We start from the raw sequence: 17,935 nt of genomic DNA on the forward strand, positions 1-17,935 counted from the left end.
GGCCGATTCGATTCCGGGCGCGTTTTCTGTATCTCGTTCATGAAGTTGACGGATTTTGTTCATGAAGTTGACGCATCGGGAAGCGCGCGGCGATTCTCAGTAAAGTCGCTCACTGGGTCGCGGCCGCGGCACGTCGGATATCCCAACCGTGAGGACTGGTCACGTGAAGGCTCTCGTACTGTCCGGAGGGGCCGGCACACGCCTGCGTCCCATCACGCACACCTCGGCCAAACAGCTGGTGCCGGTGGCGAACAAGCCCGTGCTGTTCTACGGCCTGGAAGCCATCGCGGAAGCGGGCATCACCGAGGTCGGCATCATCGTCGGCGAGACCGCGGACGAGATCCGTGAGGCGGTCGGCGACGGCTCCCGGCTCGGCGCCGACGTCACGTACATCCCGCAGGAACAGCCGCTCGGCCTCGCCCACGCGGTGCTGATCGCCCGCGACTTCCTGGGGGACGACGACTTCGTCATGTACCTCGGCGACAACTTCATCGTCGGCGGGATCACCGGTCTGGTGGACGGCTTCCGAAAGGAGCGGCCCGACGCGCAGATCCTGCTGACCCGGGTGCCCGACCCGACCTCCTTCGGCGTCGCGGAACTCGACGCCGAGGGCCGGGTGGTGGGCCTGGAGGAGAAGCCGAGGGAGCCCAAGAGCGACCTGGCGCTCGTCGGCGTCTACCTGTTCACCCCCGCCATCCACGAGGCGGTCCGTTCGATCGAGCCCTCCTGGCGGGGCGAGCTGGAGATCACCCACGCCATCCAGTGGCTGATCGACCAGGAGCGCGACGTCCGCTCCACCACGATCCGCGGGTACTGGAAGGACACCGGCAACGTCACCGACATGCTGGAGGTCAACCGCACGGTCCTGGAGACCGTCGAGCCCGCCCAGGAGGGGGCCGAGGTCGACGACGACACCGAGATCATCGGCCGGGTGCGGATCGAACCCGGCGCCAAGGTCAGCGGCAGCCGCATCGTCGGCCCGGCGATCATCGGCGCGCGCTCGGTGATCAGCGGCGCGTACGTGGGCCCGTTCACCTCGATCTCGGAGGACGTCCGGATCGAGGACAGCGAGATCGAGTACTCCATCGTCCTGCGGGGCGCCTCCGTCGCGGGCGTCCGCCGCGTCGAGGCGTCGCTCATCGGCCGCGATGTCGAGGTGACCCCCGCGCCCCGTTCTCCCTCCGCCCACCGACTCGTGCTCGGCGACCACAGCAAGGTGCAGATCTCCTCATGACCACCCACATCCTGGTGACCGGCGGCGCCGGATTCATCGGCTCGCACTACGTCCGTACGGTGCTCGGACCCGAAGGCCCCGGTGACGTCGCCGTCACCGTGCTCGACAAGCTCACCTACGCGGGCAATCCCGCCAATCTCGACGAGGTGCGCGACCATCCCGGCTTCCGGTTCGTGCGGGGCGACATCTGCGACGCCGAGCTGGTCGCCGGACTGATGGCCGAGCACGACCAGGTGGTGCACTTCGCCGCCGAGTCCCATGTGGACCGCTCCATCGACGGCGGCGCCGAGTTCGTCCGTACGAACGTCGTGGGCACCCACACCCTGATCCACGCCGCGCACCTGGCCGGCGTCAGGACCTTCGTGCACATCTCCACGGACGAGGTCTACGGCTCGATCGACGAGGGCTCCTGGCCCGAGACCGACCCGCTCGCGCCCAACTCGCCGTACTCCGCCGCCAAGGCGTCCAGCGATCTGATCGCGCTCTCGTACCACCGCACCCACGGCCTCGACGTGCGCGTGACCCGCTGCTCCAACAACTACGGGCACCACCACTTCCCCGAGAAGGTCATCCCGCTCTTCGTCACCAACCTGTTGGACGGCGGGACGGTCCCGCTCTACGGCGACGGAGGCAACGTTCGCGACTGGCTGCACATCGACGACCACGTCCAGGGCATCGAACTGGTCCGTACGAAGGGCCGCGCAGGCGAGATCTACAACATCGGCGGCGGCACGGAGCTGTCCAACAAGGAGCTGACCGCCCTGCTGCTGGAGGCATGCAGCGCCGACTGGAGCAGCGTCACCTTTGTCGAGGACCGCAAGGGCCACGACCGCCGGTACTCGGTCGACTGCACCAAGATCCGCGAGGAGCTGGGCTACGAGCCCCGCAAGGACTTCCGTACCGGTCTCGCCGAGACCGTGCGGTGGTACCGCGACAACCGTGCCTGGTGGGAGCCGCTGAAGGAGAGGGCCGCCCTGTGAGCGCCGTCTGGCTGGTCACCGGAGCCGCCGGGATGCTGGGCCGGGACCTCCTGGCCCGGCTCGCCGACGAGGACGTCACCGTGGTCGCCGCGGACCGGAAGGTCGTCGACGTCGCCGACCCCGGATCGGTGCGGGCGGCCTTCGAGAAGCACCGCCCGGCCGTCGTGGTGAACTGCGCCGCCTGGACCGCGGTCGACGACGCCGAGACCATGGAGTGCTCCGCACTGCTGGTCAACGGCACGGGGCCCGAGATCCTCGCCGCGGCCTGCCGCGAGCACGGCGCCGTTCTTCTCCAGGTCTCCACGGACTACGTCTTCGCCGGCGACGCCGAGAAGCCGTACGCCGAGGACGACCCCACCGGGCCGCGCAGCGCCTACGGCCGCACGAAGCTGGCCGGTGAGCGGGCCGTGCTCGGCACCCTGCCGGACACCGGCTACGTGGTTCGCACCGCCTGGCTGTACGGCGCGGGGGGCGGCAACTTCGTCCGGACCATGATCAGGCTGGAGGGGGTGAAGGACACCCTCGACGTGGTGGACGACCAGCGCGGACAGCCCACCTGGACCGTCGATCTGGCCGACCGGCTGGTCCGGCTCGGGCAGGCGGCTCTCGCGGGCACCGCCCCCGCAGGCGTCTACCACGGCACCGGCGGCGGCGAGACCACGTGGTTCGGCCTCACCCGCGAGATCTTCCGGCTGCTCGGCGCCGATCCGGAGCGCGTCCGTCCCACGACCAGTGCCGCCTTCGCACGGCCGGCCCCGCGGCCCGCGTACAGCGTGCTGGGGCACGATTGCTGGTCGGTGGCCGGAATCGAACCGATCCGGGACTGGCGGGAGGCGCTGGAGGCGGCCTTTCCTGCACTCGTCGCGGCGGAGAGGCCGTGAGGAGCCCCGAACGGACTTCGCGTGAGCTTTCAGGCGAGTTTCGGATGCGTGTTCCGATGGTCTAATTCCGGCCGAATTTCAAATGCGTGAAAACAAGTGTTTGAAACGGGGAAACGCTTACGGCGCAGTACGTTCATACGCTAATTTCACCGGGACTGGACCCATAGGTGCCTCCGAAGGGCTGCTCCCACGTGAACCGCCATGACTTTCTGCGTCATTTGCACCGCATCTGCCGTCCCCGGAACTATCTGGAAATCGGGGTCAACGATGGCAGGAGTCTGGCTCTTTCACGAGTGCCTTCCGTCGCCGTCGACCCCGCTTTCCGGGTGATCACGGACATCAGCTGCGATGTTCACCTGGTCAAGGCGACGAGCGACAAGTTCTTCGCCCGTAAGGACCCGCTCCTGCACCTGCGCAACGGCCGCAATCCGTTCCGCGCCCTCGCCCGCCGCGATCCGCTCAATCTGTTCGGCGGGGACCCGAAGCTGGAACTCTCCTTCATCGACGGCATGCACCTTTTCGAGTACGCCCTGCGCGACTTCATGAACGTCGAGAAGCACTCCCGCTGGTCGAGCCTGATCGTGCTGGACGACATGCTGCCGCGCGACGTCGACGAGGCGGCCCGCGACCGCCACACCAAGTTCTGGACCGGTGACGTCTACAAGGTGGTGCAGGTGCTCCGCCGCTTCCGACCCGACCTGGTCGTCGTGGAGGTGGACACGGCCCCGACCGGCGTGGTCGTCGTGTTCGGTGCCGACCCGGAGAACCGGATCCTGAAGAACGAGTACGACCGGATCATCGAGGAGTACGTCGTACCCGATCCGCAGGACGTGCCCGACGAGGTGCTGATACGGAAGAACGCCGTCCAGCCCGAGGCGCTGCTGCGCGCAGACTTCTGGCCCGCTCTGGTGCGTGCCCGCAACCTGCGCCGCCCGCGCTCGGCGTTCGCGCCCCTGCGCCGGAGCATCGAGTCCGTGACCGGCACGCGGCGGTGACCGGCACGCGGCATTGCCGGCGTGCGACTTCGACAGGTGTGCTGCCCTGACCGCCGCCGCGCTGTTCCCGCGACAGGTCCGCAACGGAGCACGGCCGTGACGGACCCGTCCCGCCAGGACAGTGGAGGGGGACAGGCCGTGCGAAAGCCCCGTGATCCAAGGGGGCGGATCACGAGGCTTTCGCCGTTCCCGCCAGGTTCAGCCCCGGGCGCGCAGCTCCGCGTAGTACGCCTCGCACGCGGCGTACGACGGCAGCAGCCCCTGCTTCTCGGCCTCGGCCAGTGAGGGGGCCGCGGCGTCCTTGTCGGACAGCAGGGGCGTGATGCCCTCCGGCCACTCGATGCCCAGCTCCGGATCGAGCGGGTCGACGCCGTGCTCTCGGGTGGGCGCGTAGCCCTCGGAGCACAGGTACACCACCGACGCGTCGTCGGTCAGGGCCATGAAGGCGTGACCGAGCCCCTCGGAGACGTAGACGGCGTGATGGTCCACGTCGTCGAGCCGGACGGCCTCCCACCGCTTGTACGTGGGGGAGCCGACCCGGATGTCCACGATGACGTCCAGCACCGCGCCGCGCACGCACTTGACGTACTTCGCCTGGCTCGGCGGCACGTCGGCGAAGTGGACACCGCGCAGTGTTCCGCGACCGGAGACGGAGAAGTTGGCCTGCGCGAGGCTCAGCGTGTGCCCGACGGCCTCGCCGAGGTCCGCGGCCTTGAACCACTCGTGGAAGCTGCCGCGGCCGTCCGGAAAGACCTTGGGTTCGTGAACCCAGGCCCCTGCGATGGAGAGCTGCCGCATGCGATCACGTCCTTGTTCCGTGCGTTCTGGTGCTTCTGGTGATTCTCATGGTGCGGTGGTGATGGGGGCCCGACCGGTAGGTGTCGACCGGCCCCGGGGGGATCGGCCGACGGCGCCCACCGGCGTGCGGGGCGGCCGAGGGGTCAGCCGGCGAGGAGCCGCTCGGCGAGGCGGCGCGCCCGCTTCCGGCCCTGCGGAGGGAGCCTGCGCACGACGGGGCCGCCGATGGTGCGCAGCGCCCGCCGCAGTGTCGCCTTCCGGCGCTGTGCGGCGACGCCCGCCATGACGGAGGCCGGGGCCTCGGCCAGTTCCGGGGCCAGCTGGATCCGCCCGCCCGCTCCGATCGTGACGGAACACAGGGGAAGCGCGGGGTTCTTCTCCCCGTCCAGCCGGACGGAGAGGTTCCAGTCGCCCGCCGCGAGGCCGGGCGCGCGGTCCGGGAGGACGAGGTGGGCCCGGCCCTTCGTCGGGTGCAGCGTGGTGCGCAGCGTGTGCGCGGACGTGCCGTTCCCGTCGGCCGGGGTCAGGACCAGGCAGGCCTCGGACGTCGCGGTGGTATCGGTGGTGAAGAGGTCCAGCCGGAGTTCGGTCCGGCGGCCCGGGGCCCGCAGCACCGGACGCCCGTCCAGATAGGCGGCGAGCTTCTTGCCGCGGCGGCTCACATCGAGCGTGAGATTGCCGTGCGGGTCGGTGAAGTACGGGATGACGGCGCGCGCCGGTGAACCGAGCGACGCGGGCAGGCATGCGGCGTCCACCTCCGGCGCGCGGTCGGCGCCGAGCCGTGCCTTGCGGACCAGACCGAGGCCGCGCAGCGGTACCCAGATGTCCCAGAAGCCGCGGGAGACCCGGCCGCGGCCCTTGACGGCCTCCGAGGAGACATGGCCGCCGCCTCGCAGCACGACCTCGCAGACGCCGTCGCCGAGATCGTCGATCTCGGTGGTGAACGAGGCGGGGCAGGGCCATTCGACGGCCGTCTCGCGGTTGCGCAGCGACAGTTCGGCGGAGAAGCCGTCGATGTCGTCGGTGACGTCCAGCGGTTCGTCGCACGGGAGCAGACCATTCCCGGTGTCCGGGTGCAGGAAGTAGCGGCCGTCGCGGCGCAGCAGTCTCACCGGCTCCTGGCCGTCGCCCTGGACCAGCCGGGCGGTCACGGTGACGGCGACACGGCCGTCCGGCTGCCAGGCGAACTCCTCCAGCCGGGCCGCCGCCTTGACGCCGCCGGCGAACCGGGCGATCCGGAGCAGGCCCTCCCGGTCGTCCTTGCGCAGGAACGTCGACCGCACCCGCAGCAGCGGGCCGAGGCCGTCGTGCACGCCGTCGCCCATGAAGTCGAGCGCCAGGGGCCTGATCGCGTCGACCATCTCCTGGAAGAAGTCGGGCTGGTACTTGACGACCGCGGGTTCGCTCAGCCGGCTCAGCATCTCGACCCGGTAGAAGCGGCGGAGCAGCAGATCCCGGAAGGGGCCGGGCTCGGTGTTGGCCACGACGACGTCCAGGACCTCACGGAGGTTCCCGTAGTACTGGGACGGGACGATCTTGGCGGATCCCGCGTTCTTGCCGTCGTCGCGCCGGGAGTAGTAGTAGCAGGTGTAGCTCCCGAGGATCGAGACGGCCTTCGCGGGGAAGTACGCCTGCATCATGTAGAGCTGGTCCTCCAGCCGGCGCCTGCCCTCGGGATAGGCGATGCCGTTCTCGCGGAGGAACGCCGTACGGAACATCTTGTGCGGCGTGAGGCTGTCGTACAGGGGCGCGTCGTGGAGCGTGCACTTCTCACGGTCCTTCTTGAACACGCCGTGCGGCACACCGCGGAAGTTGCTGGCCACCTTGCCGATGACGATGTCCGAGCCGTTGCGGTGCCCCATCTCGTACAGACGGCGCAGGGCGTCCGAGGCGAGGTGGTCGTCCTGGTCGACGAACTGGACGTACTCGCCCTTCGCCTCGTCCACGCCGATGTTGCGGGGCTTTCCCGGCCAGCCGGAATTGGGGATGGTGATCAGCCGGAAATGGGGGTGCTCCGCCGAAAGTTTCTCCAGTCGCGCAGGGGTGTCGTCCGTCGACCCGTCGTTCACGAACAGAACTTCGAATTCCTCCGGGGGCAATGACTGCCGCAGGAGCGATTCGATGCAGGGGTCGATGTACTTGCCCGGGTTGTACACCGGAATGACGACACTAACTTTGACTGGCATCGCTGCTGTCCCATGTCTGGTAGGTCTCTGGAGATGGCGGCGGATGCGGGGCCGACACTGCCACTGCCGAAGCGAACGGGGGAGGGCCGCCGCATTGCACCCTATCGGCTCTTGGATGAACGAAGTGACCCGATGGTTGCGCGGATTTTGGCATGCGTCGGCATTCTTCCGTTCCCCCTCGGCTCGGACGCACGCCGCCGGGAGGATGGCCGTTCCGAATGCGTTTCCGCAGTTCCGTACGGGCATCGGGCAAAGCGCACAGGTGTGCGGGCGGGGGTGCGCGCATGCGGAGGAAAGGGCCCATGGCGCCGGGGGTGATGATGTAAGGGCGCGGGGCGGGGCGACAGGGCTACGACATCCGTAGGGGGTACGGCGGCCTGTTCCGGGATGGTCGCACTGTGTGCGTACCGACATATGTACGAACGACGTATACGCGAATGCGCTGGGATCGTTCGGAAACGGGAGAACCAGGGCCTGTGCGTCCACGGGGCGAAACGCGTGGGCGCCCGTTCCCCTCTCTCACGTAGATTGCGGGGGCTGGGCGAGGTCGAATCATTGGGGATGGACGTGTCAGGGGCAAGGCAGGGCGTCACAGAGGCCCGCAGGATCGTGGTCAAGGTCGGTTCCTCCTCGCTCACCACGGCGGCGGGCGGTCTCGACGCCGACCGGGTCGACGCGCTCGTCGACGTGCTCGCCAAGGTGCGCAGCGGCGGGGAGCGCGAGATCGTGCTCGTCTCCAGCGGCGCCATCGCCGCCGGGCTCGCCCCGCTCGGCCTGCACCGGCGGCCCAAGGACCTGGCCAGGCAGCAGGCCGCGGCCAGCGTCGGGCAGGGGCTGCTCGTAGCCCGCTACACCGCCTCCTTCGCGCGGTACGGCGTACGCGTCGGGCAGGTGCTGCTGACCAGCAACGACACCAGCCGCCGCGCCCACTACCGCAACGCCTGCCGCACCCTCGACCAACTCCTGGACATGGGCGCGTTCCCGATCGTCAACGAGAACGACACCGTGGCCACGGACGAGATCCGGTTCGGCGACAACGACCGGCTCGCGGCCCTCGTCGCCCACCTGGTCCGCGCCGACCTGCTGGTCCTCCTCTCGGACGTGGACGGTCTCTACGACGGCGATCCGAGCATCCCGGGCGCCTCGCGCGTCGCCGAGGTGGCCGGTCCCGAGGATCTGGCGGGGGTCGTCATCGGCAGCGCGGGGAAGGCGGGTGTCGGCACCGGCGGCATGGTCACCAAGGTCGAGGCCGCCCGGATCGCCACCGCCGCCGGAGTCCCCGTCGTCCTCACCTCGGCGAGCCGGGCCGCAGACGCCTTGGCCGGACGCGACACCGGCACGTACTTCCACCGCACCGGGCGGCGGTCCGCCGACCGGCACCTCTGGCTCGCCCACGCCTCCACCCCGCAGGGCTCGCTGACCATCGACGACGGGGCAGTCCGCGCGCTCGTCGAGCGGCACGGCTCGCTGCTGCCCGCCGGGATCGTGGCGGTCGAGGGCGAGTTCAACGCCGGTGATCCGGTGGAACTGCGCGATGCCGAAGGGCGTCCCGTGGCCCGCGGGCTCGTCAACTTCGACGCGAAGGAGATCCCGCAACTGCTCGGCCGCTCCACCCGCGACCTGGCACGGGAACTCGGTCCGGCGTACGAGCGCGAGATCGTACACAGGGACGATCTTGTCGTTCTGCACCGCTGACAGACCCCCTGAAACGGTTGAAAGTCCCGTCCCAGGACGGAGACCTTCATGAAAACCACCCCATCCCCGGCCGCGGACTGGTCAACTTTGTAATGGGGACACAGCGGGGTACCGCACAGTAAACGCATACACAGGAGGCCGCCGGTGAGACGAGCGCGCCCGGGGGCGCCGCCCCGAGGAACGGGTGGCCGGGCCCTGACCAGTGTCGGAGCAGGTGCCGACTTCGACGGGAGCCGGTCCGCGGACCGTACGGACGACCGGACCACCGGGTTCGGGCCCGCAGCGGTGAGACCGGGGCCGATGGCCGAGGGGCGTGCCCCGGAGCGCACCCCGTCGAGGCTCTGGCACGTCACGTTGAGCGTCTCGGGCGTCGAGATCCCGCTCAGGGAGGTCAGACGCGGCCTCGAACAGCTCGCGCACGACCATCCCTTCCTGCTGACCAGCCGGTATGCCAACGACCACGCGGAGATCCGCTACTGGGAGGAGGCCCGCGACCTGCACGACGCCGCGGCTGTCGCGCTGCGGCTCTGGGGAGAGCACCGCTCCACCGCCGGGCTTCCGCCCTGGGAGATCGTCGGTCTGGAGGTCATCGACCGCGAGACGTATCACCAGCGCGTCGCCGAAGGATACGGGCCGCCCCCGGCGGCCCCGGTCGGAGTGCACCCCTTCTGAGCACCCGTCCCACCGGCCAAGGGCCCCGGGCGCGACTGCCCGGGGCCCCGGCACGATGGGCCGGGGGCGTCGGCACGCATCCCCGGGCGCGGCCGGTCACGGGTGTTCGGCACGGGTCCCGCGCGCGGCCGGTCACGGGTTCGCGCACGGAGCGTCGCGCGGGTGCGCGGTACGGATTCCGCGGATGCCCCGCCACGGGCGATCCGGCACGGGTTCCGGGCACGACCGGCCGCGGGGCAGTTGTCTCGCATCACGGGATACGTGGCGGATGCCCGCAGTGTGCGCACTACGCTGCGGGCATGACCACGTTCTCGCCGTACGACAACATGTCCCCGGTCGCCCAGGCCGCCTACCGGGCGCGCGCCGCCGCCGCCGACATCGCGCCTTCGCCGCGCGCGGCGAAGGACGACGCGCTGCTCGCGATCGCGGACGCGCTGGAGGTGCGGACGGGCGAGATCGTCGAGGCCAACGCCGAGGATGTCGCCCGCGCCCGCGAAGCCGGGACCAGCGAGGCGATCGTCGACCGCCTCACCCTCACTCCGGAGCGGATCCGCGCCATCGCCACCGACGTACGCGACGTGGCGGCGCTGCCCGACCCGGTCGGCGAGGTCGTCCGGGGCTCCACCCTGCCCAACGGCATCGATCTGCGGCAGGTCCGGGTGCCGCTCGGAGTGGTCGGCATCATCTACGAGGCCCGCCCGAACGTCACGGTCGACGCCGCCGCGCTCTGCCTCAAGTCCGGCAACGCCGTGCTGTTGCGCGGCTCGTCCTCGGCATACGCGTCCAACGCCGCACTCGTACGGGTGATCCGCGACGCGGTCGGCGGCTCGGGCCTCCCGGCCGACGCGGTGCAGCTGGTGCCGGGCGAGAGCCGCGACTCGGTGCGCGAGCTGATGCGGGCCCGCGGTCTCGTCGACGTCCTCATCCCGCGCGGCGGCGCCTCGCTGATCCGCACGGTGGTCGAGGAGTCCACCGTTCCGGTCATCGAGACCGGCACCGGCAACTGCCACGTCTACGTGGACGCGCGGACCGACATCGACATGGCCGTCGACATCCTGGTCAACTCCAAGGCACAGCGCCCGAGCGTCTGCAACGCCGCCGAGACCCTCCTGGTACACAAGGACGTGGCCGCGGAGTTCCTGCCGCGTGCCCTGGACGCGCTGGCCGAGGCCGGGGTGACCGTGCACGGCGACGAGCGGGTTCTCGAACACGCCGCCGGTTCCAAGGCCACCGTGGTGCCGGCGACCCCGGAGGACTGGGAGACCGAGTACCTCTCCTACGACATCGCCGCGGCAGTCGTGGACTCCCTGGACGCGGCCGTCGCACACATCCGGCTCTGGTCCTCCGGCCACACCGAGGCGATCGTGACCACGTCCCAGGCCGCCGCACGCCGCTTCACCCAACTGGTCGACTCCACGACGGTGGCCGTGAACGCCTCGACGCGCTTCACCGACGGCGGGCAGTTCGGCTTCGGCGCCGAGATCGGCATCTCCACACAGAAGCTGCACGCCAGGGGCCCGATGGGGCTGCCCGAGCTGACCTCGACGAAGTACATCGTCACGGGCGACGGCCACGTGCGGTGACCGGACGACCGTCCGGGTTCGGTGAATGTCACGCGGGCTCCCTGCCCAGAACGACCCGCCGGGGCTAGTCTGGAGCTGTGCCGGACGACGTGGGGGGCAGGCCGTCCCCGGACGGCTGGGAGCCCGACGACGACCGCGGGGGCGCGGACGAGGACTTCGCCTCCGTGGTGTTCGACGAGGACTTCGTACGGGCCGCCGAGATCCATGAACCCACTGCCGTGGAACGGCTGCTCGCGGCCGCGCAGGCACGGGCGGAGGCCGAGGCGACCCGCTCCAGGGCGGGCGGCGGCCCGCTGGACGACGACGACTTCTCCGGCGAGGGATACGGCCACGGCCGCGGCGGCCCGTACGGCGGCGAGGGCGTCTCCTACGACCCGCTCGATCCCGACGGCGACCCCTACGGCCGCCACGGAGGGGCGCTGCGCCCCTACCGTGGGTCGGCGCGCTGGCACCGGCCCGTGGCCTGGATCCTCGCCGTGCTGATGGGCATCGGCATGGTCGCGCTGGCCTTCGGGGCGGTCTACCGCAATGCGTCGGGCAACCGGCAGAACCCCGTCCCGCCACCCGCCACCACGGGCGTGGACACGGCCCCCGGGCCGGCCCCCACCGCCCTGCCTTCGGCACCGGTCGGCCAGCCGCGCCTCACAGCCTCCGCGATCCCCAGCAGCGGCTAACCCGCCGGACCACCGGCCGAGCCCCCTCGGGGCTCGCTGCCCGCGCCCCGGGCCGTCCTCCGCACCGCTCGGCCAACGCCCTCCGTACCCCGTGCTGCTCTCCCGGTGCTGCTCTCCCCGTTCGGCTCGGGCCTTCCTCCCCGGCTCCGGATCGCTTCCCGCGCGGCCCGGTCCTCGCTCACCGCGCCCGGTTCGTGTGCCGGACCTTCCCGGGCCGCTCCCGGCCCCTGTCCGGCTTCGTGGGGCGGGCCCCGTGCCGCGCTCGGGTCGTGTGCCCGGGGCCGTCCCCGGGCCGCTCCCGGGTCCGGGCCTTACCGGGCTGCCCGGACGGCCCCCTCACGCCCCGGGGCGGCTCTCTCTCGCCTCTGCGTTTACCGCGGCCGCAATCGACCTACCCTGAAGGTGTGACCCCTCTCTCCGAGGGGGCTTCTCACTCGTCCGCACACGGGTGGTCATGGGGCACCGATACGCGCCATGACGGGCGGGCCCTGTCCGAAGCCATCGGCCGAGACAGAGCGATGCGTTTCGACCTCGGTCGGTGACGTGGAGTCGGGAGAAGTCATGGCACACCGCGGAGAACCACCGGAAGGCCCGTCCGAGAACACACCGGGCGGCAGTGAGGACGAGTACAGGTCACTCGTCTTCGACGAGTCGTTCGTTCGGGCTGCCCGGCTGAAGGAATTCTCCGCACAGGAACGCATCGCCGATCACACTCCTGCCGTGCGCAGTCTCCCTCCCCGAAGATTCAAGGCCGGTTCCCGCGCCGCCATCGCCCTGGTCCTCCTGATCGCGCTGGCCTTCGGAACGGCCGTTTACATGGGCCTTCGCCACCCCTACCAGATGCCCGTCGGCCGAAAGGCCGAAGTGCTGAGATCGACTGTCGTCCCGCTGGCCCCGCGCGAGCCCGTACCCGGCGGAACGGCCTCCGGCCTCCTCTCCCGGAGCCCCGCCGCACAGTTCGCGAAGGGCGCGGCGGGCATCAACTCGCCGCCGGTCAGGGCCACCGACAACTTCTCGGACAACCAGGTGGCGACGGCGCTGGCCACCGTCAAGGACTACCTGGTCGCGTCCTCGCTCGACCCCGACGTCCTCACCGGGCACGCGCTGCGGCCGGTGGAGATGCTGCTCGACCCCGACCAGATGGCTCAGTTCGAGCGCAGCATGCACCGGCCGGAAGACGACGGGCAGCACGCACCCGCCGGCTGGCTGGTCCGCTTCGACCCGGCGAAGGTGGCCCTGGCCAGTCCCGACATCCGGGTCCGGGGCACGTTGAGCTACAGCGAGGCGGGGGCCGACACGCTGGAGGTGGTGTCGGACCACACCTTCACGTACACGCTCCGCCCCGCCGCCTCCGGACCCCAGCGAATGGGCGGTGCCTCGCTCTTCACCGTGCGGCGCGAGCTGCACTTCCGCTTCGACCGTGAGGACCTGCGCCTGCACCGGCTGGAGCTGCGCACCAGCTACGTCCAGGCCGGGCCGCAGACGTGCCCGTCGGACACCACGGGTGTCCTGCGGCCCCTGCTCGCCGGTGAGCGCGCCGCCTCCCGCGGTCCCGCGGGCACCGACCCGTACGACACGGGCCGGCCCACAGGGGCGCTCTGCGGAACGCTCGTGGTCAGTTCCCCGTCGGCTCCGGCCCCTCGGGGTCCCGGGGCTCATCCGGCCGCGCCGAGCCCGGGGAGTCACCCGTAGCACCGCCCTTCCCGGCCGCGCCCCCGCCCTGACCGGTGAACTTGTCGCGGAGCCTTCCCCCCAGGTCCCCGGCACCGCCCGCTATGTCGCCGACGAGCTTCATCAGCGGATCCTTGCTGGTCCGCACCGCGTCCGCGTAGTGCGCCGCGGACTGCCGGAAGGAATCCGTGACCGAGGTGTCCTTGTCCTCGTCCCGCCGCGGGTAGTGACCGTCCATGATCCGCTGGTAGTCGCGGCTCTCGGACCACTTCTTCAGCTCGGCCGCGCGCACGGTGGTGAACGGGTGTGAGCGGGGCAGCAGGTTGAGGATCTTGAGCACGGAGTCGCGCAGGTCGCCGCCCTTCTCGTACTCGTCGGCCTGCGCGAGGAAGGCGTCCACGTTCATCTCGTGGAGATGGTTGCCGCCCGCGATCTTCATCAGTCCGCGCATCGACGCGCGCAGATCCTGTCCGACCAGCAGCCCCGCGCGGTCGGCGGACAGCTCCGACTTGCGGAACCACTCGCGCAGTGCCGTCACGATCGCCATGATCGCCACATTGCCGAGCGGGATCCAGGCGACCTTCAGCGCGATGTTCGTGAGGAACAGCAGAATCGTGCGGTACACGGCATGGCCGGAGAGGGCGTGCCCCACCTCGTGGCCGATGACGGCCCGCATCTCCTCCTCGTCGAGCAGCTCCACCAGCCCCGTGGTCACCACGATGATCGGCTCGTCGAGACCGATGCACATGGCATTGGGCTGCGGATCCTGGCTGACGTACATCGGCGGGACCTTCTCCAGGTCCAGGATGTAACAGGCGTCCCGCAGCATGTCATTGAGATGGACGAACTGCGCGTCGCTCACCCGGACGGAGTCGGAGAGGAAGAGCAGTCGCAGGCTGCGCTCGGGCAGCAGACCGCTCAGTGTCCTGAAGACGGTGTCGAAACCGCTCAGCTTGCGCAGGGCCACCAGGGCCGAGCGGTCCGCCGGGTGTTCGTAGGCCCGGGACGAGATCCCCGCGAAGCGCCGGCGCTGCCTGCTCGGCACGTTCTCGCCGCTCTCATAGTTGTGTTCGGTCATGAATGGGCCCCCTGTTCGTACGAGACGTCGCCCGCCCCCTGACGGATCCCAGCGTAGGCGCTGGGGCTACGGTGTGCGGGGGGCTGTGGACAACTGAGGAGACGCCCGAGATGCCATACACCGTTGCCCTGCTCGCCGCCGCTTCCGAGGACCAGGGGCTCGGCGGCACGTTCCGTCTCGTGCTGCTCGCCGCGCTCGTCGGAGCCGTGCTGCTCGCCTGGTTCCTGCTCCGCGGGTACCGCGGCAACGGTGATGACGGCGACAACGACTGAGTCGGCGTGAGCACGCCGGGGGCGCCCGCATACGATGTGCGCGACATCCTGCTTCCGACCCCCGATCGAAGGTCCTGTCGAAGATGAGCCTCACGAGCGCCGCGCACCAGCTGGTCACCCTTGCCGCCGAGGGCGGCGAGCACGGTGGCAACCATCCGAGCCTCAACCCGTACATCGTCGGCGGCGGCGCGTTCATCGGGTTGATGCTCCTGCTGTGGATCACCACCCGCTTCAACCGCGACCGCTGAAGCGAAGGCGAACAACTGTGCCAGTAGGCTCTGCACGCATGGAAGAGCAGGAAATGCCTACCGGCAGCGGAAAGCGCCGTATCGGCGTGATGGGCGGGACGTTCGACCCGATCCATCATGGACACCTGGTGGCGGCCAGCGAAGTGGCCGCCCAGTTCCGCCTCGACGAGGTGATCTTCGTTCCGACCGGGCAGCCCTGGCAGAAGAGCCACAAGCGCGTCTCCCCGGCCGAGGACCGCTATCTGATGACGGTCATCGCGACGGCTTCCAACCCGCAGTTCTCGGTCAGCCGGAGCGACATCGACCGCAGCGGACCGACGTACACCATCGACACGCTGCGGGATCTGCGCGCGATCCACGGCGACGCGGATCTCTTCTTCATCACCGGTGCCGACGCGCTCGCCCAGATCCTCACCTGGCGGGACGCCGACGAACTCTTCTCGCTCGCCCACTTCATCGGTGTGACACGACCGGGCCACACGCTCACCGACCCCGGACTGCCGGAGGGCGGCGTCTCCCTCGTGGAGGTGCCCGCGCTCGCGATCTCGTCCACGGACTGCCGCGAGAGGGTCGCGCAGGGGGAACCGGTCTGGTACCTGGTGCCGGACGGCGTGGTTCGCTACATCGACAAGCGCCAGCTGTACCGCGGCGAATGAGCCAGAGGGGCACCGGTGAACGACCGACAGAACCCGTACGACCCGTATTACCAGCAGCCGCAGATCGTCGGCTACGACGAGTACGGGCAGCCGGTGTACCAGCAGGCCGGACCGCAGGCGTACGACACATACGACCCGTACGCGTCCCAGCACATTCAGCACCCGCAGCAGCCCCAGCAGCACTCGTACCCGGCCGACCAGGGTGGCTACGGAACCGGCGAGATCGGCAACGGCACTGATCAGAGCGGCTACGGAACGGGTCAGGTGTACGGATACGACCCCTACGCTCAGCCCCAGCAGGCGCATCCGGCTCAGCCGCAGACGTACGACCCGTATGCCGCCCAGGCGCCCCAGCAGGCACATCAGACCCAATCCCACCAGCAGCAGCCTGAACAGCAGGCGTACGGCGGCTACGACGGCTACGGTTACGACACCGGTCGGCAGCCCGCCGCCGTCGACACCGCGCAGCAGTGGAACATCCCGCAACAGGCGGCGGCTCCCCCGCAGGAGGCCGAGGCATATCCGCAGCAGCGGTCCGCCGCGCAAGCGGTGCCGTCCGCGGCCTCGGCGCCGACCGCGCCAGGGACACCGGCTCCCGACCGGGCCGAGCCGGAACAGCGGTCGGAGTCCGGGGCCGAATCGGATTCGACGGTTCCGGGGCAGCGCCGTCCGGACTACCGCACCGAGCAGTTCTCCTTCATCGAGGAGCCCGACGAGGACTCCGAAGACGTCATCGACTGGCTCAAGTTCACCGAGAGCCGCAGCGAGCGGCGCGAGGAGGCGCGACGCCGCGGCCGCAACCGCATGGTCGCGCTGATAGTCGTGGCGGCTCTCGTGATCGTCGGCGGTGTCGGCTATCTGTGGTCCGCCGGGATGCTCCCCGGCCTCTCCGACTCGGAGAAGGGCAGCACCGCGGCGACGGGCCCGCAGCAGCGGGACGTCATCGTGGTCCACCTCCACGACACCAAGAAGGGCGGTACCTCCACGGCGCTGCTCGTCGACAACGTGACGACCAAGAAGGGGAGCACCGTCCTGCTCCCCAACTCCCTCGCGGTCGCCGACGACGAGGGGGCCATGACCACCCTCGGCAAGTCCGTCGAGGACGACGGCACCACTGGCACCCGAGAGTCGATCGACACGCTGCTCGGCACCAGGATCAGCGGCACCTGGCGGCTCGACACTCCTTACCTGGAGACCCTCGTCGATCTCGTCGGCAACATCGACATCGACACCGACACCGACGTGCCCGACACGAAGAAGGACGCCTCTCCATTGGTGAAGAAGGGGGAGGCGCAGACCCTGAGCGGCCGGATGGCCGTCGCGTACGCCACCTACCGGGCGCCCGGCGAGGACGAGGCGAAGCAGCTCATGCGGTTCGGCGAGGTGCTGCGGGGCGTGCTGCGGAAGATCTCGGACGACCCGAAGGCCGCCACCGTGACCGTGCAGACCCTGGCGCAGATCCTCGATCCCTCGCTCCCCGAGAAGGACCTCGGCGCCTCCCTGGCGAAGCTCGCCCGGCACGCCAAGATGGGTGACTACAAGACGACGCTGCTGGCGGCGCAGGCCGACGGCACGCTCAGTGACACAGCCGCCGAGGGTGTCGTCGAGGACATCCTGGGCGGCACGGTGAAGGCCCCGGAGGCCGGTGCGGCGGTGCGTGTCGCCATCAAGAACGCCACCGGTGACAAGGACAGTTCGGAGTCCGCCCGGATCAAGCTGGTCAACGGCGGGTACGTCTTCGCCGGCAGCAGTGCGACCGAGACCGCGGCGTCGTCCGAGGTGATCTACAAGAAGCCCGAGGACAAGGAGACGGCGACGCAGGTCGCCAAGACCCTGGGGCTGCCGACGAGCGCGGTCAAGCAGGGGAACCCCTTCTCCAACGCGGTCGTGTCCGTCCTGCTCGGGCAGGACTACCCGGCCAAATGACCTGAGCCGGGCCCCGGGCCCCGGTGTCGGACCTCGGCCACTCGGCCAGGGTTCCGGGACCGGGGCCCGGCCGGTCCCGGAACCGGGCCGGGCGGGCCCACCCCCGCCGATGCCGGAAGCTCTCCGAACGTTTGTTGTGTGGGCTGTCGGTGGTCCGTGAGACCCTAGGAGGGTGCTGAAGATCTCGGCCGGGCCTCCGACGCCCGGCGCGTGCGTCTGCGGCGCCGCCGAAACGGCCCGACTGCTCCGCCAGGAGGCCGCCCCGGGGGACCGCAGTCGTGCGTACCGGACGGCCGCGTGCCGACACGGCCGGGACGAGCAGCAGCCTCCGGGAGGTTCTCAGCGACCCCCGCGAGGGTGAACCGACCGCCGACGAAAGCCTGCTT

Annotated in this window: 16 protein-coding genes; 13 read left to right on the forward strand and 3 right to left on the reverse strand. The window is 70.2% G+C overall.

Annotated elements, in window-relative coordinates:
* Window positions 1–163 precede the first annotated feature (163 nt).
* From ACFYXM_RS14820 to ACFYXM_RS14835, 4 genes are all read left to right on the forward strand, one after another.
* Window positions 164–1,234, forward strand: a complete 1,071-nt coding sequence (locus tag ACFYXM_RS14820; protein WP_389289388.1) for a glucose-1-phosphate thymidylyltransferase — start codon at window positions 164–166, stop codon at window positions 1,232–1,234.
* Window positions 1,231–2,214: a dTDP-glucose 4,6-dehydratase gene (gene rfbB, locus ACFYXM_RS14825; RefSeq protein ID WP_389289389.1), complete on the forward strand. Its 984-nt coding sequence runs from the start codon at window positions 1,231–1,233 to the stop codon at window positions 2,212–2,214. The genes ACFYXM_RS14820 and rfbB overlap by 4 nt, the downstream gene beginning before the upstream one ends.
* 32 nt (window positions 2,215–2,246) lie before the next feature.
* The gene (rfbD, locus tag ACFYXM_RS14830; RefSeq protein WP_389289494.1) at window positions 2,247–3,095 is read left to right on the forward strand and encodes a dTDP-4-dehydrorhamnose reductase; all 849 of its coding nucleotides are present in this window, start codon (window positions 2,247–2,249) and stop codon (window positions 3,093–3,095) included.
* A 191-nt stretch (window positions 3,096–3,286) separates the two neighbouring features.
* Window positions 3,287–4,090, forward strand: a complete 804-nt coding sequence (locus ACFYXM_RS14835; protein WP_389289390.1) for a class I SAM-dependent methyltransferase — start codon at window positions 3,287–3,289, stop codon at window positions 4,088–4,090.
* A 198-nt stretch (window positions 4,091–4,288) separates the two neighbouring features.
* Here the strand turns inward: ACFYXM_RS14835 and ACFYXM_RS14840 are convergent, their stop codons facing one another.
* Both ACFYXM_RS14840 and ACFYXM_RS14845 read right to left on the reverse strand, forming a co-directional pair.
* Window positions 4,289–4,888, reverse strand: coding sequence for a dTDP-4-dehydrorhamnose 3,5-epimerase family protein (locus ACFYXM_RS14840; protein ID WP_389289391.1), 600 nt, complete (start codon window positions 4,886–4,888; stop codon window positions 4,289–4,291).
* A gap of 143 nt (window positions 4,889–5,031) precedes the next feature.
* Entirely contained in the window at window positions 5,032–7,074 is a 2,043-nt protein-coding gene (locus ACFYXM_RS14845) for a glycosyltransferase family 2 protein (protein WP_389289392.1), read from the reverse strand.
* A 561-nt stretch (window positions 7,075–7,635) separates the two neighbouring features.
* Here ACFYXM_RS14845 and proB point away from each other — a divergent pair.
* From proB to ACFYXM_RS14870, 5 genes are all read left to right on the forward strand, one after another.
* Window positions 7,636–8,769 (forward strand): glutamate 5-kinase, encoded by a 1,134-nt coding sequence (gene proB, locus ACFYXM_RS14850; protein ID WP_389289393.1) that lies wholly within the window; start codon window positions 7,636–7,638, stop codon window positions 8,767–8,769.
* Between the two features lie 144 nt (window positions 8,770–8,913).
* Window positions 8,914–9,441, forward strand: a complete 528-nt coding sequence (locus tag ACFYXM_RS14855) for a hypothetical protein (RefSeq protein WP_389289394.1) — start codon at window positions 8,914–8,916, stop codon at window positions 9,439–9,441.
* A gap of 299 nt (window positions 9,442–9,740) precedes the next feature.
* Window positions 9,741–11,024: a glutamate-5-semialdehyde dehydrogenase gene (locus ACFYXM_RS14860; RefSeq protein ID WP_389289395.1), complete on the forward strand. Its 1,284-nt coding sequence runs from the start codon at window positions 9,741–9,743 to the stop codon at window positions 11,022–11,024.
* A 77-nt stretch (window positions 11,025–11,101) separates the two neighbouring features.
* Window positions 11,102–11,698: a hypothetical protein gene (locus ACFYXM_RS14865; protein ID WP_389289396.1), complete on the forward strand. Its 597-nt coding sequence runs from the start codon at window positions 11,102–11,104 to the stop codon at window positions 11,696–11,698.
* Between the two features lie 561 nt (window positions 11,699–12,259).
* Window positions 12,260–13,390: a hypothetical protein gene (locus tag ACFYXM_RS14870; RefSeq protein ID WP_389289397.1), complete on the forward strand. Its 1,131-nt coding sequence runs from the start codon at window positions 12,260–12,262 to the stop codon at window positions 13,388–13,390.
* On the opposite strand, the gene ACFYXM_RS14875 is transcribed toward ACFYXM_RS14870, so the two are convergent.
* Window positions 13,314–14,447, reverse strand: a complete 1,134-nt coding sequence (locus tag ACFYXM_RS14875) for a M48 family metallopeptidase (protein ID WP_389289398.1) — start codon at window positions 14,445–14,447, stop codon at window positions 13,314–13,316. The two genes, ACFYXM_RS14870 and ACFYXM_RS14875, sit on opposite strands and share 77 nt — an antisense overlap.
* Before the next feature lie 110 nt (window positions 14,448–14,557).
* On the opposite strand from ACFYXM_RS14875, the gene ACFYXM_RS14880 reads away from it, so the two are divergent.
* The 4 genes from ACFYXM_RS14880 to ACFYXM_RS14895 all read left to right on the forward strand — a co-directional run bounded on the left by ACFYXM_RS14880 (window position 14,558) and on the right by ACFYXM_RS14895 (window position 17,549).
* A complete protein-coding gene (locus ACFYXM_RS14880; protein ID WP_389289399.1) occupies window positions 14,558–14,719 on the forward strand; it encodes a hypothetical protein in 162 nt (53 codons plus the stop codon).
* Between the two features lie 83 nt (window positions 14,720–14,802).
* Window positions 14,803–14,967, forward strand: coding sequence for a hypothetical protein (locus tag ACFYXM_RS14885; protein ID WP_389289400.1), 165 nt, complete (start codon window positions 14,803–14,805; stop codon window positions 14,965–14,967).
* Window positions 14,968–15,005: 38 nt separating this feature from the next.
* Window positions 15,006–15,623, forward strand: a complete 618-nt coding sequence (nadD, locus tag ACFYXM_RS14890; protein WP_351519841.1) for a nicotinate-nucleotide adenylyltransferase — start codon at window positions 15,006–15,008, stop codon at window positions 15,621–15,623.
* A 15-nt stretch (window positions 15,624–15,638) separates the two neighbouring features.
* Window positions 15,639–17,549, forward strand: coding sequence for an LCP family protein (locus ACFYXM_RS14895; RefSeq protein WP_389289401.1), 1,911 nt, complete (start codon window positions 15,639–15,641; stop codon window positions 17,547–17,549).
* Window positions 17,550–17,935 lie beyond the last annotated feature (386 nt).

This window comes from Streptomyces sp. NPDC002476 (genome assembly GCF_042889785.1).
Taxonomy (GTDB): domain Bacteria; phylum Actinomycetota; class Actinomycetes; order Streptomycetales; family Streptomycetaceae; genus Streptomyces.

Bases quoted from the DNA above. Each gene is read 5' to 3' on its own strand.
- rfbB (WP_389289389.1), top strand. From the start codon at position 1,231: ATGACCACCCACATCCTGGTGACCGGCGGCGCCGGATTCATCGGCTCG.
- rfbD (WP_389289494.1), top strand. From the start codon at position 2,247: ATGCTGGGCCGGGACCTCCTGGCCCGGCTCGCCGACGAGGACGTCACC.
- ACFYXM_RS14840 (WP_389289391.1), bottom strand. From the start codon at position 4,888: ATGCGGCAGCTCTCCATCGCAGGGGCCTGGGTTCACGAACCCAAGGTC.
- ACFYXM_RS14845 (WP_389289392.1), bottom strand. From the start codon at position 7,074: ATGCCAGTCAAAGTTAGTGTCGTCATTCCGGTGTACAACCCGGGCAAG.
- proB (WP_389289393.1), top strand. From the start codon at position 7,636: ATGGACGTGTCAGGGGCAAGGCAGGGCGTCACAGAGGCCCGCAGGATC.
- ACFYXM_RS14860 (WP_389289395.1), top strand. From the start codon at position 9,741: ATGACCACGTTCTCGCCGTACGACAACATGTCCCCGGTCGCCCAGGCC.
- ACFYXM_RS14870 (WP_389289397.1), top strand. From the start codon at position 12,260: ATGGCACACCGCGGAGAACCACCGGAAGGCCCGTCCGAGAACACACCG.
- ACFYXM_RS14875 (WP_389289398.1), bottom strand. From the start codon at position 14,447: ATGACCGAACACAACTATGAGAGCGGCGAGAACGTGCCGAGCAGGCAG.
- ACFYXM_RS14880 (WP_389289399.1), top strand. From the start codon at position 14,558: ATGCCATACACCGTTGCCCTGCTCGCCGCCGCTTCCGAGGACCAGGGG.
- ACFYXM_RS14885 (WP_389289400.1), top strand. From the start codon at position 14,803: ATGAGCCTCACGAGCGCCGCGCACCAGCTGGTCACCCTTGCCGCCGAG.
- nadD (WP_351519841.1), top strand. From the start codon at position 15,006: ATGGAAGAGCAGGAAATGCCTACCGGCAGCGGAAAGCGCCGTATCGGC.